This is a genomic window from Marinomonas sp. 15G6-16 (genome assembly GCF_055809555.1).
The window spans coordinates 3,120,902-3,138,380 of record NZ_CM147916.1 but is presented as its reverse complement, the minus strand read 5'-3'; the positions used below and the strand labels follow the sequence as shown (position 1 = coordinate 3,138,380).

General features: G+C 41.9%; 15 protein-coding genes. 8 read left to right on the top strand and 7 right to left on the bottom strand.

All coding sequences use genetic code 11. The features are described from left to right. Positions 1–50 precede the first annotated feature (50 nt). Genes AC0L46_RS14855 through yjgA form a run of 5 tightly spaced genes read left to right on the top strand, consistent with a single transcriptional unit; the run spans position 51 to position 4,173 of the window. Positions 51–1,523: an RNA polymerase factor sigma-54 gene (locus tag AC0L46_RS14855; RefSeq protein ID WP_414681960.1), complete on the top strand. Its 1,473-nt coding sequence runs from the start codon at positions 51–53 to the stop codon at positions 1,521–1,523. A gap of 17 nt (positions 1,524–1,540) precedes the next feature. Next, positions 1,541–1,990 (top strand): PTS IIA-like nitrogen regulatory protein PtsN, encoded by a 450-nt coding sequence (gene ptsN / locus AC0L46_RS14850; protein WP_414681961.1) that lies wholly within the window; start codon positions 1,541–1,543, stop codon positions 1,988–1,990. 9 nt (positions 1,991–1,999) lie between these two features. After that, on the top strand, positions 2,000–2,269 hold the full coding sequence (locus tag AC0L46_RS14845) for an HPr family phosphocarrier protein (protein ID WP_473504677.1): 270 nt from the start codon (positions 2,000–2,002) through the stop codon (positions 2,267–2,269). A gap of 8 nt (positions 2,270–2,277) precedes the next feature. Next, the gene (gene mgtE, locus AC0L46_RS14840; RefSeq protein ID WP_414681962.1) at positions 2,278–3,633 is read left to right on the top strand and encodes a magnesium transporter; all 1,356 of its coding nucleotides are present in this window, start codon (positions 2,278–2,280) and stop codon (positions 3,631–3,633) included. 6 nt (positions 3,634–3,639) lie between these two features. Continuing rightward, positions 3,640–4,173 (top strand): ribosome biogenesis factor YjgA, encoded by a 534-nt coding sequence (gene yjgA / locus AC0L46_RS14835; RefSeq protein ID WP_473504674.1) that lies wholly within the window; start codon positions 3,640–3,642, stop codon positions 4,171–4,173. A 97-nt stretch (positions 4,174–4,270) separates the two neighbouring features. Here the strand turns inward: yjgA and AC0L46_RS14830 are convergent, their stop codons facing one another. The 6 genes from AC0L46_RS14830 to AC0L46_RS14805 all read right to left on the bottom strand — a co-directional run bounded on the left by AC0L46_RS14830 (position 4,271) and on the right by AC0L46_RS14805 (position 12,557). Beyond that, positions 4,271–8,095: a YhdP family protein gene (locus AC0L46_RS14830; protein ID WP_473504672.1), complete on the bottom strand. Its 3,825-nt coding sequence runs from the start codon at positions 8,093–8,095 to the stop codon at positions 4,271–4,273. Positions 8,096–8,113: 18 nt separating this feature from the next. Continuing rightward, positions 8,114–9,568, bottom strand: a complete 1,455-nt coding sequence (gene rng / locus AC0L46_RS14825) for a ribonuclease G (protein WP_414681965.1) — start codon at positions 9,566–9,568, stop codon at positions 8,114–8,116. Beyond that, the gene (locus tag AC0L46_RS14820) at positions 9,561–10,169 is read right to left on the bottom strand and encodes a Maf family protein (RefSeq protein ID WP_473504670.1); all 609 of its coding nucleotides are present in this window, start codon (positions 10,167–10,169) and stop codon (positions 9,561–9,563) included. The genes rng and AC0L46_RS14820 overlap by 8 nt, the downstream gene beginning before the upstream one ends. Positions 10,170–10,190: 21 nt before the next feature. Beyond that, complete coding sequence (gene mreD / locus AC0L46_RS14815; protein ID WP_414681967.1) at positions 10,191–10,664, bottom strand: rod shape-determining protein MreD; 474 nt, start codon at positions 10,662–10,664, stop codon at positions 10,191–10,193. Then, positions 10,661–11,446 (bottom strand): rod shape-determining protein MreC, encoded by a 786-nt coding sequence (gene mreC / locus AC0L46_RS14810; RefSeq protein WP_414681968.1) that lies wholly within the window; start codon positions 11,444–11,446, stop codon positions 10,661–10,663. The genes mreD and mreC overlap by 4 nt, the downstream gene beginning before the upstream one ends. Before the next feature lie 67 nt (positions 11,447–11,513). After that, positions 11,514–12,557, bottom strand: a complete 1,044-nt coding sequence (locus tag AC0L46_RS14805) for a rod shape-determining protein (protein ID WP_414681969.1) — start codon at positions 12,555–12,557, stop codon at positions 11,514–11,516. A gap of 235 nt (positions 12,558–12,792) precedes the next feature. Here AC0L46_RS14805 and gatC point away from each other — a divergent pair, with 235 nt between their 5' ends. From gatC to gatB, 3 genes are read left to right on the top strand one after another with little or no spacing between them, the layout of a single operon-like run. Beyond that, positions 12,793–13,080, top strand: a complete 288-nt coding sequence (gene gatC, locus AC0L46_RS14800; RefSeq protein ID WP_473504667.1) for an Asp-tRNA(Asn)/Glu-tRNA(Gln) amidotransferase subunit GatC — start codon at positions 12,793–12,795, stop codon at positions 13,078–13,080. 11 nt (positions 13,081–13,091) lie between these two features. After that, the gene (gene gatA / locus AC0L46_RS14795) at positions 13,092–14,552 is read left to right on the top strand and encodes an Asp-tRNA(Asn)/Glu-tRNA(Gln) amidotransferase subunit GatA (RefSeq protein ID WP_473504665.1); all 1,461 of its coding nucleotides are present in this window, start codon (positions 13,092–13,094) and stop codon (positions 14,550–14,552) included. Between the two features lie 2 nt (positions 14,553–14,554). Further along, positions 14,555–16,000: an Asp-tRNA(Asn)/Glu-tRNA(Gln) amidotransferase subunit GatB gene (gene gatB / locus AC0L46_RS14790; protein ID WP_473504663.1), complete on the top strand. Its 1,446-nt coding sequence runs from the start codon at positions 14,555–14,557 to the stop codon at positions 15,998–16,000. A 74-nt stretch (positions 16,001–16,074) separates the two neighbouring features. Here the strand turns inward: gatB and AC0L46_RS14785 are convergent, their stop codons facing one another. Next, the gene (locus AC0L46_RS14785) at positions 16,075–17,313 is read right to left on the bottom strand and encodes a GGDEF domain-containing response regulator (RefSeq protein WP_473504661.1); all 1,239 of its coding nucleotides are present in this window, start codon (positions 17,311–17,313) and stop codon (positions 16,075–16,077) included. Positions 17,314–17,479: the final 166 nt, after the last annotated feature.

Genomic DNA, 17,479 nt, shown 5'->3' with positions numbered 1-17,479 from the left:
AGTAGTATGCATAACTCGTTCCAATTCACTCAAATAAAAAGAGTTGCTCCATGAAGCAGTCTTTACAGTTAAAACTCGGTCAACAGCTGACCATGACACCTCAGCTACAGCAAGCGATACGTTTGTTGCAGCTTTCTACGCTGGATCTTAAACAAGAAATTCATGAATTTCTTGAGTCAAACCCTCTTCTTGAACTTGACGATGACGAACAAGGACAAGTAGAAGCACCAGCCAGCATCGAATCCAAAAGCACACCAGAAACACCTGATGTCAATACAAGTGAAGAAGCTCGTGTTGAATCAGAATGGACAGAAAGCATTCCTGAAGAGCTCTCAATAGACAGCAACTGGGATGACACCTATCAAAGCTCTGCCGCGATCAGCGACAACAATAGCTATGAAGGTGACGGCGACTTCGAAAGCCGTAATGCGCCAGCAGAAAGCATACAAGACCACTTAATCTGGCAATTAAATTTAACTCACATGTCTGATAGAGACATTGAGATTGCATACGCAATTATTGAATGCGTACAGCCAGATGGTTACCTAAGTATTACACCAGACGATATCTGCGAGTCTCTTTCTATCGAACTAGAAGAACTTGATATAGAAGAAGTCATGGCCGTCCAACATAGACTGCAGCGTTTTGATCCTATAGGTGTTTGTTCTACCGATCTACGGGACTGCCTCTTAGTTCAGTTAGAAGCGTTTCAAAACCATCCTTTATACAAAAGCACGCACAACCTGATTGACAATTATTTGCCACTTCTCGGTAGTCGTGACTTTGCGCAATTAAGCAGAAAAACAAAGCTCAAAGACGAAGCTCTCAAAGAAGTTGTTAGCCTAATACAGCAACTTAATCCTCGTCCAGGCTCTGTTATTGATGCAGACGATACGGACTATGTCATTCCAGATGTTTCTGTCAAAAAGCGCAATGGCAGTTGGCAAGTAGAGCTAAATAACGACGCTTTGCCGCCAGTCAAAATAAACGAAACTTATTCTGCTATGGCTAGCACCGCATCAACACCCGAGGACGCGAGCTATATTAAGACGTCATTACAAGAAGCCAAGTGGTTCATGAAAAGTCTACAAAGCCGAAATGAAACCCTACTGAAAGTTGCCAGCTGTATTGTAAGCCGTCAAATTGACTTCTTTGAATTAGGTGAAGAAGCCATGAAACCCATGGTACTTCATGATGTGGCAGAAGAAGTCGGCATGCACGAATCGACAATATCTAGGGTGACAACTCAAAAATACATACACACACCAAAAGGTATTTTTGAACTTAAATATTTCTTCTCTAGCCATGTCAACACAGCATCTGGCGGTGAATGCTCTTCTACAGCGATACGAGCCATGATTAAAAAGCTAGTAACAGATGAGCCAGCGAAAAAACCTTTAAGCGATAATAAACTAGCGACTATTTTGGCAGACCAAGGCATACAAGTTGCCCGTCGTACTGTCGCAAAATACCGCGAGGCGATGAACATACCGCCATCCAATGAACGCAAGCGATTGATCTAAACGGACACTATTTTACCATGCCATTAAAATCATTATTGAAAGCAGAACTTGTCTTTGCAAAACAAGAGATTGTCAGCAAAAAACGCGTTCTTGAGAACTTAGCGGAAGTCGCATCTAACAAACTGCATTGCGATAACGAAGCGGTTTATGACGCTTTGTTAGGCCGAGAAAAACTTGGTAGTACTGGTATAGGAAATGGTATAGCCATCCCTCATTGCCGTTTGGAGTCTGCTAATCATACGGCAATCGTTGTGATGTCATTACAAAATCCGATTGACTTTGATGCTATTGACAAAAGAGCGGTAGATTTGATCTTCGCCCTCATCGTTCCACCTCACGAGTGCGACTCTCATTTATCGACATTGGCGCAAATTGCAGAATTAGCACAATCGCCACAATCTTTAGATAAACTAAGAACCGCTCAAACAAACGAAGAGCTATTCAATATATTTGATTCGTTAATATAGGAAACATGCATGCAAGAAGAGTCTATTACTATCATCAACAAACTTGGCTTGCATGCTAGAGCAGCAGGAAAGCTTGTCGAAACAACTTCTCGCTTCTCCTGTGATATTACCATCGAAAAAGAAGGTCGTAACGTCGACGGAAAAAGCATTATGGCAATGATGATGCTCGCTGCAGGAAAAGGCACCGAAATTCATATTAAAACCAATGGAGATGACGAAGAAGACGCTCTAAAAGCCATAGTAGAACTGATCAATAATCGTTTTGGTGAAGATGAGTAACACTTTATATGTCAGAGAAAGCAACTCTAACTAACCATCTGCAGACAGTCACCGAATCTCTTGAATCCGGTGCCACCATGCAAATCCGTTATTTACTTAACGGTGCGCTACCTGCGCAGGACGTTGCTCGATTACTCGAATCCTCCCCGCCTAAAGAGCGAAAGCTTTTATGGGAGCTAATTAACTCAGAAAACCAAGGCGAAGTACTACAATACCTAAGTGAAGATATCGGCGCTCAATTCATGAAAAACATGGATACCGAGCGACTGATAGAGCTCTCGGAAAATTTCGAAAGCGATGACTTAGCCGATTTATTACAACACCTACCTGAAACCGTTGTAAAAGAAGTTCTTGCGTCCATGACAACGCAAGACAGAATGCGTGTTGAAGCTCTCTTAAGCTACTCGGAAGATTCTGCCGGTGGCTTAATGAATACAGACACAATAACAATACGTCCAAACATAACGATTGATATTGTATTTCGCTACCTAAGAAGACACGACATTCTCCCTGATATGACAGACAACCTGCTGGTTGTTAGCCGATCTGACCGCTTATTAGGCACACTTCCTCTCACAAAATTATTAGTGTCAGACACCAGCGATATCGTTCGGGATATCATGGAAACAGAATACACCGTCATTGAAGCTGAAACACCTGCCAGCGAAGTAGCGCAATTATTTGAAAAAATGGACCTTGTTTCTGCCCCTGTTATTGATGGAAAAAGCAAAAAGCTTCTAGGGCGAATCACGATCGATGACGTGGTTGATGTCATTCGAGACGAAGCAGAACACTCAATGCTAAGCATGGCTGGTCTTGATGACGACGAAGATACATTCGCCCCTATTATGAAAACAACAAGGCGCCGCGCCGTATGGCTAGGAGTCAATTTGGTGACGGCGTTTATTGCCTCTTATGTCATTGGGTTATTTCAGGACACACTAGACCAAGTTGTTGCTCTCGCCATTCTCATGCCTATCGTCGCCAGTATGGGCGGTATCGCAGGCTCTCAAGTTCTCACATTGGTAATACGCGGCATCGCGCTCGACCAAATAGGCACCACCAACACTCGCTGGTTGTTAAACAGAGAGCTCATTGTTGGCCTTATTAATGGGCTTTTATGGGCAACAATTATTGCCGCTCTCACCGCACTTTGGTTTGACAATATGAAGATTGCCTATATCATTGCGGGCGCGATCATCATTAATCTTTTATTTGCCGCAACGACAGGCACACTTTTACCGATTTTATTGAAGAAAGTCGGTATAGACCCAGCTCTTGCCGGAAGCGTAATCCTCACAACAGTAACCGATGTTGTTGGATTTCTTTCCTTCCTTGGCCTTGCTACCATCTTTTTAATATAGGTTCCCATGACAGACTTTGATCAATTTGAAAATGAAGACGACATTCCTAAAAGCAAAACCCAGATCAAGCGAGAAATGGAAGCTTTGCAAGATCTTGGTAAAAAGCTACTTAAGTTAAGCAAAAACCAACTTAAGAAGGTTGAAATGTCTGACACATTACGCGATGCCATTGCAGAAGCAGAAAGAATCAAACACCACGAAGCATCACGAAGACATTTACAGTACATAGGCAAAATCATGCGTACGGAAGACCATGAAGCGATTGCTCAACGAGTGGCTTTATTTGACTCCACCTCAGCCGCATACAATAAGCTTTTTCATCAATTAGAAGCCAAAAGAGACGCTTTAATCAGTGAAAACAGTAAAGAGGTTCTGTCTCAATATCTAGACGAAAATCCAAACATGGAAGACATACAACTACTTAGACAGCTTATTCGCCTATCTCAGAAAGAAGTGTCACAAGGAAGCAACACAACCAACCGTAAAAAGCTGTTTCGTTTTTTACGTGAAGCAGAAGAAAAACGCTTAGGCCTTAAGTAACACCTAAAAAAAATAAGTCATAAAAAAAGCTCTAGCTATGCAAATAGCTAGAGCTTTTTTTATGTGAGACAAAGAGCCCCCTGAAAGTAAAACTTAGTTACTTTTTCTCCAAAGGTCGATACTTAATGGGCGTAATAACCGGATCATTAAACGAACCTTCTACTTTGTATTGAACACTGGTCACCTTAGACAATTGATCACCAATCAATTTATCCGTAATAAAAAGCAAACCGGCAATTTGAGGCGTGGAAAGCAACAAGCCAGCGAGAGGTAAAGTACCCGTTAACGGAAAAGTTGCCGTCAATTTCTCATCCAATGTTTCATTTATAATGTCCGCCTTCCCTTCTACAACCAACTCTGCAGAAGGTGCGACAATCTTGATTGGCTTCGTTGTCGTCAAAATCCCTTTATTTAAAGACAACACTCCATTGAAATCATCATAGGTTAACCCAGGCTCGTAAATATCAGAGAAGTCCAACACCAACCTTCGGCTCAAAGCACCAATATTGAAAATACCAAGCGCCTTCAAAAAGGAGGGTAACTCATCAACCTTGTGAAAGTTGCCGTCTTCGGCAGAAAAACTAATACCGCCCGACACAGAGCTTCGGTCAAAATAAAACGGATGCCCTTCCCAATTGAGGTCAACATCAAGCTGGTAAGCCTTGGATGAGAGATAACTCTCATTAGAAAACTTCCCAGCTAATTCGCCAATATCCTTACCCTTTGCTCCTATCGACAACTCAACGGTAGAATCTTCTCCAGCATCAACCCAAACGAAACGCCCAGAAAAAGTACCGCTTTTTAATTTGGTCGCTATAGGCTCAACACTCACTTTATTTGCATTTCTTTTGACTGCCAGCTGCCAATCACCGTATGGCTTTTCGTTTAAATACAGCTCATCCACCGATAAAGTTATGTTTGGCACCTGATATGCCGAAATTGGTGCCTCTACATTTTCGCTTTCCTGTGGGGCTAAATCATCATTTGAAGGGGCCGTATTCCAGCTTAAAAAACCAAAATGTAAATTTGGCGTTTGGCTTTCATTTGTATACGAGAAGTTCAGTTCATCAGAACTCACCAATAAAGCACCGCTCTTTGAAGTATCATAAGACACTTTAAAGTTACGCAAAGTGTTATACGGATTCACCTCAACATCATCAATAATAAGATTCACTCTATTGATCCATGTTGGCAGTTGAGGAACTTCAACTTCTGTTTGCTTCACACTATTCGATGAGAATTTATTGAAGACTGAGAACCACTCCTGAACATCAAAGTAGTCAAAGTTGCCATTCAACACTAACCCTTTAGGAATTGTGTCACTTAAAGACTGCCCTTCTTCGCCATTCATAATGACCTCTCCGCCCACAAACTCTCCTTCATTCATGAGGAAACGTGAGTTGGACAAAGCACTGTAATTTAGGTCAACAACCAAGTCGTCTTCATGCTGCCTAAGTTTTATTTTAAGAGGTTTAGCTTCTTCACTTTTCTTGCCGACTGGCTTGGGAAGAGCAACATTCACTCCAAGCAAATCACTGTTTATGACTAAATCAAGCTGCCCACTTTGTGACTGATTAATGGATAAAGTGCCGTTGTAAGACGTATTTCCCGACACTGCATTTGTTAAAGCGTCTGGGAGCTCACGCCACTCAAGTACATTTCGCAAATTAGCTACTCCCGACAAATCTCCAGAGATAGCCAATTCACCTTCAGATGTGTTGTTAGAAGTCAGGCTAAGGCGTGATTCACCTCCCAAACCTTGAATTTGGAACTCTGAATTTTGAATACCTTCTGCAGAGGTATAATTTAATTGCCCCTTTTTAATAACCGTAGGAAGATTTAAGTCTTTCAATGTTACAGGGTTATTCTCAAAATTCAGACTTACCTGAACCTTTGGATCTTGGCCATGTGAAAAAGGCACGCTCACATCAAAACTACCACTTACCTCTCCAGTAACATCCCAATTCTCAAAAGGCTTAACTATTGTTTCGTTTAGGGGAGTTTCTTTTAACATGGAAATAATGGTAGCGGAGTCATCTTTGACCCGAGCTTTGATATTCAGCCAATCTGCAGCATTATCTACAATAGGCACACTTAGCTTTATGTCTGAAGCGCTAAGCCCTGACAAAACAGCTGAGTCAACATTGACAGAAATGCCTTTGTTATCGAATTCAAAGGCACCATTAACCTGTTCTGCCACAGGCCAGTTTTCATCAAATCGTATTGAAAGATCACGAGCAGCAAGCTGTACTCTCACATGTGGATCAGCACCATCTAAAAGCTCAGAATGTAAAAGAACATCCGCACTGCTCACCATGCCTGCATCAGCAAAAGAGGAATCTATCCATTGTCTAAGGTCTTCGTTGAGCGCTTTTGGTGGGATATACAATAGTCGATCAGAGGTCGGAATATTGTCACCATGCAAGTTTAACGAAATCCAGTCCGGCTCATCTTTTCTAATCTCTAAACGAAACCCACCTTGGATATGAGCAGCATTACGCTCTACATTAAGGTCTTTCCCTACAATTAAAAAAGTATCCTGCTGTTTTTGCCAATTAACATACCCAGACAAAGCATCCACAAACCAAGGGCTGTCATAAACCGTATCAAAATGCAGCTCACTCATTTGCCCTTTAAAGTCGATATAGCCACTATCATTCGATAAACTAAAGACTGCATTCACACCTGTGGCTTTTGGAATACCATTGTAAGCATCAACTGAAGCAGACTGAAAATTACTTAAGAACTGAAACGATGGCTGATCATTTTCTCGCCAAATCTGAAGCGCACCATTTGTGGCTACCCCAGTCGGATTCAATCCACTCAATATGGATTGAGCATCCGATTCTTCAGGCAAAAAGTAAGACGCTACCTGATTAGCCATACCTAAATCTATCTGATCAAACCGGATATTGGAGCGCTTAGAAAGCGAGGACCAATCAAATGAAAGGTTCGTTGTCGGATAAGGTTCTTTTAATTCGTTATTTACCTCTAAATCATACAGATCTACATGCAAACTTGGTGAGGTTTGAGCGTAACGTAGACGAAGAGAAGAAGTTGTTTGGTAAGCTCTGCCATCGGCAAAAGATATATTGAATTGTGCACCTTGAGAACGAAGCTCAACCTCTTTCCCTACGGTAACATCGAACCAAAGTTTGCCTCCAGTCTCGATTTCTTCTACTGAATAATCAGCAAGCTGGAATGCCTCCTTAATTGGCAATGAGAATAAAGGTGCGTCAAGAGATGCTTTTATTCGATAATTGCCAAGCAAACCACTGTAACCAGCCAAACGAGCATCTATTTGGAAGGGAGCCTCATTACCATCTAAGTAAAACGTAGAAGTTAATAAAGAACCAAATGACTTTTGGAATATGTATAAGTGAGGAATACCAAGAATGTGCTCGCCAAATTGGTCGCTGTGTATTTCTACACTAGCGTCTATTATGGAGAAATTCCGCTGTTCAGAGAGGTAGTCTAAAGCGCGCTCAATACCAACATCATTACGCACTGTACGAGAAGGTTTAGCACCGTTAAGACGCCATTGCCCTTCGCTTTCCTGCAAAGAAACAACAGGCTCCACAAACCTGATATAGGTAAACTGTGGACTTAAGCTTAACAGTGATTTAATCGTATCCAGTCGAACACGCATCTCATTGACAAGAATCGAAGGCTTACTATTAACCGACAACTGAAAATCGCCAACTGAAATAGTCGGATCAATTCCCTCTAGACGCCCATCGATACTACCCAAACTAATAGGATAACCTGTTATTTGCTCCAAGTTATTTTCTATTTGCGGACGATAATAATCTAAATAAGGCAGTAAATTTGCAACACTCAAAGAAAAAATGGCGAGCAATGCCGTGAAGGTAACAAGCACCCAAAAAGCAATCACAATCGTTTTACGCAATAGCCAACTCATTATTGGGCCTATAAGATTCTAACGGAGCACAACATCATATTGATCTTGTGTGTACACTGAGTCCACCTGAAAACGAATGGTTTTTCCAATAAAGGCTTCCAATTCAGCAACACTGGCACTTTCTTCATCTAAAAAGCGCTCAACAACCGAACTAGCAGCTAACACAGTGTAAGTTTGCGAGTTATAAGCACGATCTGCTCTCAAAATCTCCCGGAACACTTCATAACATACCGTTTCAGGTGTTTTTACCAAACCACTACCGCGGCAAGAGCGACATGGTTCGCATAAAGTCTGGCCTAAACTCTCTCGAGTTCTTTTACGTGTCATCTCGACTAAGCCAAGCTCAGACACACCTGTTATCTTTGTTTTCGCATGATCTAACTCTAATACTTTTTCAAGCATTCGCAGAACTTGACGCTTATGCTCTTCATCTTCCATGTCAATAAAGTCAATGATGATAATGCCACCGAGATTTCGTAACCTCAACTGCCGACCAATTGACGTTGCCGCTTCAAGGTTTGTCTTATAAATCGTTTCTTCTAAATTACGACTGCCAACAAAAGCACCTGTATTCACATCAATGGTTGTCATAGATTCCGTTTGCTCAACCAGCAGATAACCACCAGATTTAAGCTGAACCTTTCTGTCTAATGCTTTTTGTATTTCATCTTCAACACTATAAAGATCGAATATTGGACGCTCACCCGGATAATATTCAATTCTATCTTTCAACTCTGGAATAAAATCATCCGCAAAAGATCGTAATTTCGCATAATTTTCTTTCGAATCAATACGAATTTTTTCTGTGGTTAAACCAACCAAATCTCGCATGGTTCGAAGATGCAAAGGTAAGTCATCATAAATAATAGAAGGCGCTTTGGCATTTTGCATACGACGTTTTACCGATTGCCACAATCGCGTTAAGAACTTTATATCAGCAAGAATTTCATCTTCTCCGACCTTCTCTGCTGCCGTTCTTAAAATATAGCCACTGTTCTCATCTGCATCTGTTAAGGCTTCTGATACCAATGTTTTCAGTCTTTCACGCTCAGCTTCGTCTTCTATTCTCTGGCTTACTCCCACATGGGTTTGATCTGGCATATAAACAAGATAACGAGAGGGAATGGAAAGGTGTGTGGTTAAACGCGCCCCTTTTGTACTAATAGGATCTTTCGTCACCTGAACAACAAGAGATTGGCCTTCGCGTAAATAATCTCCTATTTGATCACTTGGATTAACTGCATCACGATCAGCCACCTCAGACACATGAATAAAAGCAGCTCTTTCTAGCCCAATATCAACAAAGGCCGCTTGCATACCAGGAAGGACACGTACCACCTTGCCTTGGTAAATATTGCCAACAATCCCTTTACGACTAGAACGCTCAATATAAACTTCTTGTAAAACACCATTCTCAACAAGCGCAACACGCACTTCCATTGGAGTGACATTAATGAGTACATCTTCACTCATGAGACATCTCCTCTAACGAATGAATTCCAAATTGATTAAGGAGTTGTGCAGTTTCAAATAAAGGCAAACCGACAACAGCAGAATAAGAACCAGAAAGGGACGTAACAAATACGGAGCCTAAACCTTGAACAGCATATGAACCCGCTTTATCTTGAGGCTCACCAGACTTCCAATATTGCTCTATTTCCACATCAGAAATAGAGCGAAAAGTCACATCCGTTGCAACGCACTTAGTTAAAAAATGTTGATGCTTTGAATGGTAAACACAGAGAGAAGTTAAGACTTGATGAGATCGACCTGATAAAAGTCGCAACATTCGATTGGAATCGTCTAGATCAAGTGGCTTGCCAAGAATCACACCATCTACAACAACACTGGTGTCGGAGGCAATAAACATCGCGCTTTCATCAAAAGTGGGCAAAGATTGATATTTTAATGCCGCTGCTTTTGCTTTTTCTACGGCCATCCGTAGAACATAATCTTCTGCCTGCTCATGACACTTTGGTGTTTCATCAATATCGGCAGGCAAAACCTCGAATGATTTAACTAAAAGACTCAGTAGCTCTTTTCTTCTAGGTGAAGCAGAAGCCAAAACAAGCATAAGTTTTTCCTAAAAAGCAGCTTAGCGAATAGCGTACATACGCCTCACACTGCGTAAAATAACAAAAGACCAAGGCCACAGTAGACCAGTCATAACGGCGGGCATAAATATCATTAAAGTAGGTTCCGCATATCCCACATAATGATCCACCCAAAAATCTACCAGTTGATTCACACTCACCAGAATGCAAACAAAAAAACCCTGCTGCCAAGGGTGATACATTCTCAAGCGCTTATAAAAGACAGCGCAAGTATAAGCGATGATGACATATGTTAGAGAATGCTGACCAATGATGCTGCCTTGTAGCAAATCTATCATCAGACCTAAAAACCAAGCAAAGCCAACTCCCACTCTAAATGGCAAAGCGATTACCCAATACAAGATAACCAACAAGGCCCATTCTGGTCGAAACCAAACAAGCTCTTCTGGAAAAGGAATTGCCTCCAACATCAGAGCCGTTAAAAGAGTGACACTAAAAACTAAAATCGGCTTCATTCGCGCTCTGCTTCTGGTTTATCTATTAACATAATATGACGGCTTCTTCCCAATTGAGCGAGAGGAACGACATCCACATCCGCATAAGCATCGCCTTGAGTGTACTTAACACTTTTTACGACACCAACAGGGTAGCCACTTGGGAATCGATTATCGAGGCCAGATGTTGTTAATACATCGCCTTTTTTAATATCAACAGACCGAGGAACACTCATCAATTCCATTTGAGTTAAGCTTCCCGTTCCTCGAAGAATCCCTCTAAAACCTGTGCGAGACAATTGAACAGGAACAAAGTGACTAGCGTCCGCAATCAATAGTACTCGGCTACTGTAAGCTGCCGTTTCCACCACTTGCCCTAAAACACCAGTCGCATCCAGAACAGGTTGACCAACATACGCACCCGATGAGAAACCTTTGTCAATCATTAGCTTATGGCTATAAGCATTTTGATCAAAGCCAATAACCTCAGCCATTACAATCTTTTCTTCTACTCGTTGAGACGCATCTAAAAGCTCTCGCAGACGAGTATTTTCCGCCTGCAAAGAGTCAAGCTTTTGCTGACGGCTGCGCAAAATAAGAATTTCGGATTGCAAAGACTGATTTTCTCGAACCAAGCTTTCTCGACTTTCAAGATGCTCACCAGCCCAAATAAATGCTTGTTTAGGTGTATTAACCACCATTTGAATTGGGGTCACAAGTAAGGTCAGATAAGGTCTAACATGAGAGAAGGCAGAAAAGCGTATATCCGCAATAATCATGGCAAGTGAGAGAATCACTAGCACTACAAAACGAGTGCTAGAGATTCGACCACTAAAGTGAAGCGAATTATTAATGAGAAGCCCCTAACTATTACTCGTTATCAGCTGTAAATAATTCTGCTGCGTGCTTATCCATTAACTCTAGTGCCATACCGCCACCACGAGCCACACAAGTCAAAGGATCGTCTGCAATAATAACAGGCAAACCGGTTTCTTCACTGATCAAACGATCCAATTCACGCAACAAAGCGCCACCACCGGTTAGAACCAAACCTGTTTCACCAATATCAGCGGCCAATTCAGGTGGAGATTGTTCAAGAACACCTTTAATCGCCTGAACAATCTGAGCAAGTGGCTCTTGTAGTGCATCAAGAATTTCAGTGCTTGTTAGAGAGAATGAACGAGGAATACCTTCAGCTAGGTTACGACCACGAACGTCAATCGTTAACTCTTCACCTGTGTGGTAAGCCATACCGATTTCAGTTTTGATTCGTTCGGCCGTAGCATCACCAATAAGACTACCATACTGACGACGTACATAAGTTGTAATCGCTTCATCGAAACGGTCACCACCAACACGAATAGATTCAGATGTCACAATACCGTTTAAAGAAATGATAGCGATTTCTGTTGTACCACCACCAATATCAATAACCATAGAACCTGACGCTTCGGCTACAGGTAAACCAGCACCAATCGCAGCAGCCATAGGCTCTTCAATGATATAAACTTCGCGCGCGCCCGCACCTAATGCAGACTCTTTAATCGCTCGACGTTCAACTTGAGTTGATTTACAAGGCACACAAACTAGAACTCTAGGGCTAGGCTTTAGAAAACTGTTTTCATGAACTTGTGAAATAAAGTACTGAAGCATTTTTTCAGTTACATGAAAGTCAGCGATAACACCGTCTTTCATCGGGCGAATAGCGGTAATATTACCTGGTGTACGGCCCAACATGCGTTTCGCCTCAACACCCACTGCCGCTACTGTTTTTTGGTTGCCGTTATGTCGAATAGCAACAACAGAAGGCTCATCAAGCACAATTCCGCGATCACGAACATAAATAAGGGTATTTGCCGTTCCTAAGTCAATAGACAAATCGCTTGAAAACATTCCCCTGATTTTTTTAAACATGAATTCTTACATCCTGATAAATACGATACGAATAGTGTCAAAATGTAACAATCGCTAGGCCAATGGGCAAGCGGATTCAACGTAAATCTCAAAAAAGTTCCCACGAAATCCAATGTTTGTGAGTTTTCATAAAAAAAATATAAATAACCTAGATTTTCCACGTAGTTAGCTTTATAGCATTTCAACTAAGAGATACAATATGAAGCATTTTCGACAACCCAAAATCAGGTGAAACATGTCTATAAACAAACAAGACGTGCAAAAAATTGCACACTTGGCGCGCCTCGCTCTAACCGAGGAAGATGCCGATCAATATCAAAACTCTCTATCTAGCGTGCTATCACTGGTTGAACAAATGCAGTCAGTAGACACCAATGGTGTTGAACCTCTTTCAAACCCTCTTGAAATGACACAAAGATTAAGAGACGACGTCGTCACAGAAGACAATCAACGTGACGCTTTCCTTGCCAACGCTCCTCAATCTGAAGCTGGCCTTTTCCTTGTACCGAAAGTGATCGATTAAGAGAGCAAACCATGTTCGAACAAAGCATCTCGACCTTAGCAAAACAACTTAGAAACAAAGATATTTCCAGCGTAGAGCTAACACAGGCCTTTTTAAAGCGCATCTCGACACTGGATCCTCAGCTTAACAGCTACATCACCGTAAGTGATGAATTAGCACTGCAGCAAGCGAAAGCGGCTGACGCCCTACTGCAAAATGGACAAGGCACACCACTAACAGGGATCCCAGTTGCTCATAAAGACCTATTTTGTACACAAGGCACATTAACCACTTGTGGCTCAAAAATGCTAAACAACTTCATCCCGCCTTACGAATCCACAGTAACCAGCCGAATTCAGCAAGCCGGTGCCGTCATGCTTGGTAAAACCAACATGGACGAATTCGCAATGGGCTCATCAAACGAAAATAGTTTCTATGGTGCTGTCAAAAATCCTTGGAACCTAAATACAGTTCCAGGCGGCTCTTCTGGTGGCTCTGCGGCCGCAATAGCTGCTGGACTTGCTGTGGCAGCAACAGGCACAGACACTGGCGGATCGATTCGTCAACCAGCCTCTTTCTGTGGTATCACAGGGCTCAAACCGACTTATGGCCGAGTATCTCGTTTCGGCATGATTGCCTACGCATCCAGCCTTGACCAAGGTGGTCCAATGGCAAAAAGTGCAGAAGACTGCGCTCATCTAATGCAAGCCATGGCTGGTTTCGATGAAAAAGACTCCACCTCTTCTGAGACTCCATCGGAAGATTATCTAGCCAATATAAATGCCCCACTAACCGGTCTCAAAATAGGCTTACCTAAAGAGTACTTCGGTGACGGCTTAGACACGAAAGTGGCAGAAACCATCATGGATGCAGTAAAGGAATTTGAAAAGCTAGGCGCCACTGTGAAAGAGATTTCACTACCCAACCTACAACTCAGCATCCCTTCTTATTATGTCATTGCACCGTCAGAAGCGTCTTCTAATCTGTCTCGCTTTGATGGTGTTCGCTTTGGACATCGTTGTGATGATCCAAAAGACTTGCTCGATATGTACATGCGCTCACGTGCAGAAGGTTTCGGCCAAGAAGTGCAAAAACGCATTATGGTCGGTACTTACGCTTTATCGGAAGGCTATTACGATGCCTACTATCTAAAAGCACAAAAGATTCGCCGTCTAATTAAAGAAGACTTTGTTAACGCGTTAAATGAAGTTGATGTGATCATGGGACCTGTAGCACCAACCACAGCATTTGAACTGGACAGCAAAACGAACGACCCAGTTGCCATGTATTTAGAAGATATTTACACCCTATCGGTCAACCTTGCCGGTATCCCAGCCATGTCTGTTCCAGCAGGCTTTATAAATAACATGCCTGTAGGCCTTCAAATCATGGGGAACTACTTTGCCGAAGCCAAACTACTCAATGTTGCTCACCAATACCAGCAGCACACTGATTGGCACTTACAAACACCAGAAATGGCAAAAGGAGCATAAAAATGAATTGGGAAGTTGTCATTGGTCTTGAGATACACACTCAATTAACCACAAAATCAAAATTATTCTCCGGCGCTGCTGTAGGTTTTGGTGCTGAAGCAAACACCCAAACAACACTAGTTGATCTTGGAATGCCTGGCGCACTGCCTGTTTTTAACAAAGAAGCATTACGAATGGCGGTCATGTTTGGCCATGCAGTAAACGCAGAAATTGGCATGACCTCTGTATTTGCTCGTAAAAACTACTTTTACCCAGACCTTCCAAAAGGCTACCAAACCAGCCAAATGGATCACCCAATTGTAGGTAAAGGTTATTTAGATGTGACGCTTGATGATGGCACCACCTCTCGTGTTGGCATCACCAGAGCACACTTAGAAGAAGATGCTGGTAAGTCTTTGCATGAAGACTTCCAAGGCATGACAGGAATTGACCTTAACCGTTCCAGCACTCCGCTATTGGAAATCGTTTCTGAACCCGATATCCGCTCAGCAAAAGAAGCAGTCGCCTATGTAAAAATGATTCATTCAATTGTGACTTACTTAGGCATTTGTGATGGCAACATGGCAGAAGGCTCAATGCGCTGTGACATTAACTTATCACTGCGCCCGAAAGGTCAGGAAGAATACGGCACTCGCACAGAAATTAAGAACGTAAACTCATTCCGTTTTATTGAAAAAGCCATCTATACAGAAATCGAACGACAAATGGACATCCTTGAAGATGGCGGTCGTATTGTCCAAGAAACACGTCTTTATGATCCAGAGAAAAACGAAACTCGTAGCATGCGCTCAAAAGAAGACGCTAACGACTACCGTTACTTCCCTTGTCCAGATCTATTACCTGTCGTTTTAACTCAGGATTATGTTGATGAAATCAAATCAACGCTACCTGAGTTACCAAGCCAAAAAGCCAAGCGATTCGAAGAAGAGCACAAACTCAGCGAATATGACGCAAGCGTTCTTTCTTCATCACGTGCCATGGCAGATTACTTTGAAAGCGCCAATAAAATCGCCAAAGACGCTAAGTTAACAGCGAACTGGGTAATGGGTGAACTAAGTAAGCAGCTAAATCAGGAACAGCTTGAGATCAATCAAGCCCCAGTCAGTGCCGAACATTTTGGTGAGCTTTTAGTTCGCATCAAAGACAATACGATCAACGGCAAAACAGCGAAAGATGTGTTCCAAGCCATGTGGCAAGGTGAAGGCTCAGCCGATGAAATCATCGAAGCAAAAGGCCTAAAACAGGTAACCGATACAGCGGCAATAGAAAGTATGATCCAAGCAATTTTGGATGCCAACACCGCACAAGTAGAACAGTATCGAGCAGCAGAGCCCGATAAACAGAAAAAAATGATTGGATTCTTTGTTGGGCAAGTAATGAAAGCTTCTCAAGGAAAAGCCAATCCTGGTATTGTTAACCCGATTCTAGCGAAAATGCTAAAGGGTTAACGCTACCTAGCAATACAAAAAAGGCCACTTTAATCGTGGCCTTTTTTTGCTTCTAAGAGTTCATACGAAGAAAACTAAAAGTCTGCTACGACCCGATCTCGTCCGCCACGTTTTGCTTCATATAAATTGTGATCAGCCACAATAATGGAATCGTGCAACGAAGATGTTGTGTTAGAACAAACCCCAACACTACAAGTAACAGTCAATTTAGCATCAGTATATTGCTTAGAGCGAATAGCTTCCAAAAAGCGCTCAATCATCACCAATAAAGACGCCCCATCTAAATTGGCAAGCAAACAAAACTCTTCTCCACCAAAACGACAAGCTAATACATCAGGAAACGCTTTGGTTATCTCTTTCCCCATCTCCACCAGCAAATCATCGCCAATAGAATGACCATATGTATCGTTAACCTGCTTAAAATGATCAAGATCGAGCATAGCAAGGGAGATATCTGGAGCGCTTTTGCGATATAACTTCTCTCCATCGTCAAATAAATAACGTCTATTTTTCAGCTTTGTTAGCGGATCAATACTCGCCAAATCTCTGATTGTTTCAAGCATTTCTTGAGCTTCTAAATTGTGAATAACCCGACAATGAAACTCTTCATGGTAAAAAGGCTTCTTAAGGAAATCATTCGCACCCGCTTTTATAAACTTAGCCGTCAGCGAGCTATCCCCTTCAGAAGAAAGACCAATAATAACCAAATCACGAAAGCGCGCATTTTGTCGTAACATACGAACCAAGTCATAACCATTTACCAAAGGCATATTATGATCTGTAATCAACATTCTAATGTCAGAATCAGCTTCCAGCTTTGCCAATGCTTCTTGCCCATTTTCAACTTCAATCACTTCGAAGCGATATTGTTCAAGCAAAATTTTAATGAACAATCGACTTGTCGACGAGTCCTCAGCAACTAAGACTTTAATGCCTTGGTTTTTATCTAAACGCTCAATTACTTTGATTACATGATTAAAAGAATATCGGCTGTCTTTGGTTATGTAATCCAAAACCCCTTTATTCAAAAGACTGAGGCGTAAATCATCATCAAAGTTACCAGTTAACACCACACACGGAAGCTTATACGACAAAACCAGATCGACAATTTCACCATTTTCAGCATCTGGCAAATTGAGATCAACAATAGCAGCGAAGAGCTCACTCCCTTCTGAGTTTAGCCTTCTCTCAGCCTCTTTATAGCAATCACAAAGCACCGGAATAAATTCTGGGTTTTGCGACAACAAGTGCTTAAGCACTTTCAAAACGACAGGACTGTCTTCAACAACTAATATTTTCTTTTCAACTATCATCCAGAGAACTCTATTATGAGAAGTATCATTATTACTTTTTCATTCTAGGCACGGCACTGCAAAAAAGCGAGGTAAAAAAGCCTCAAATACAAGCACATACACCAATAAAATATTAAACATCTAATTAACTTGTTACTATAATAGCTCAATTAAAATTAGATAGTAT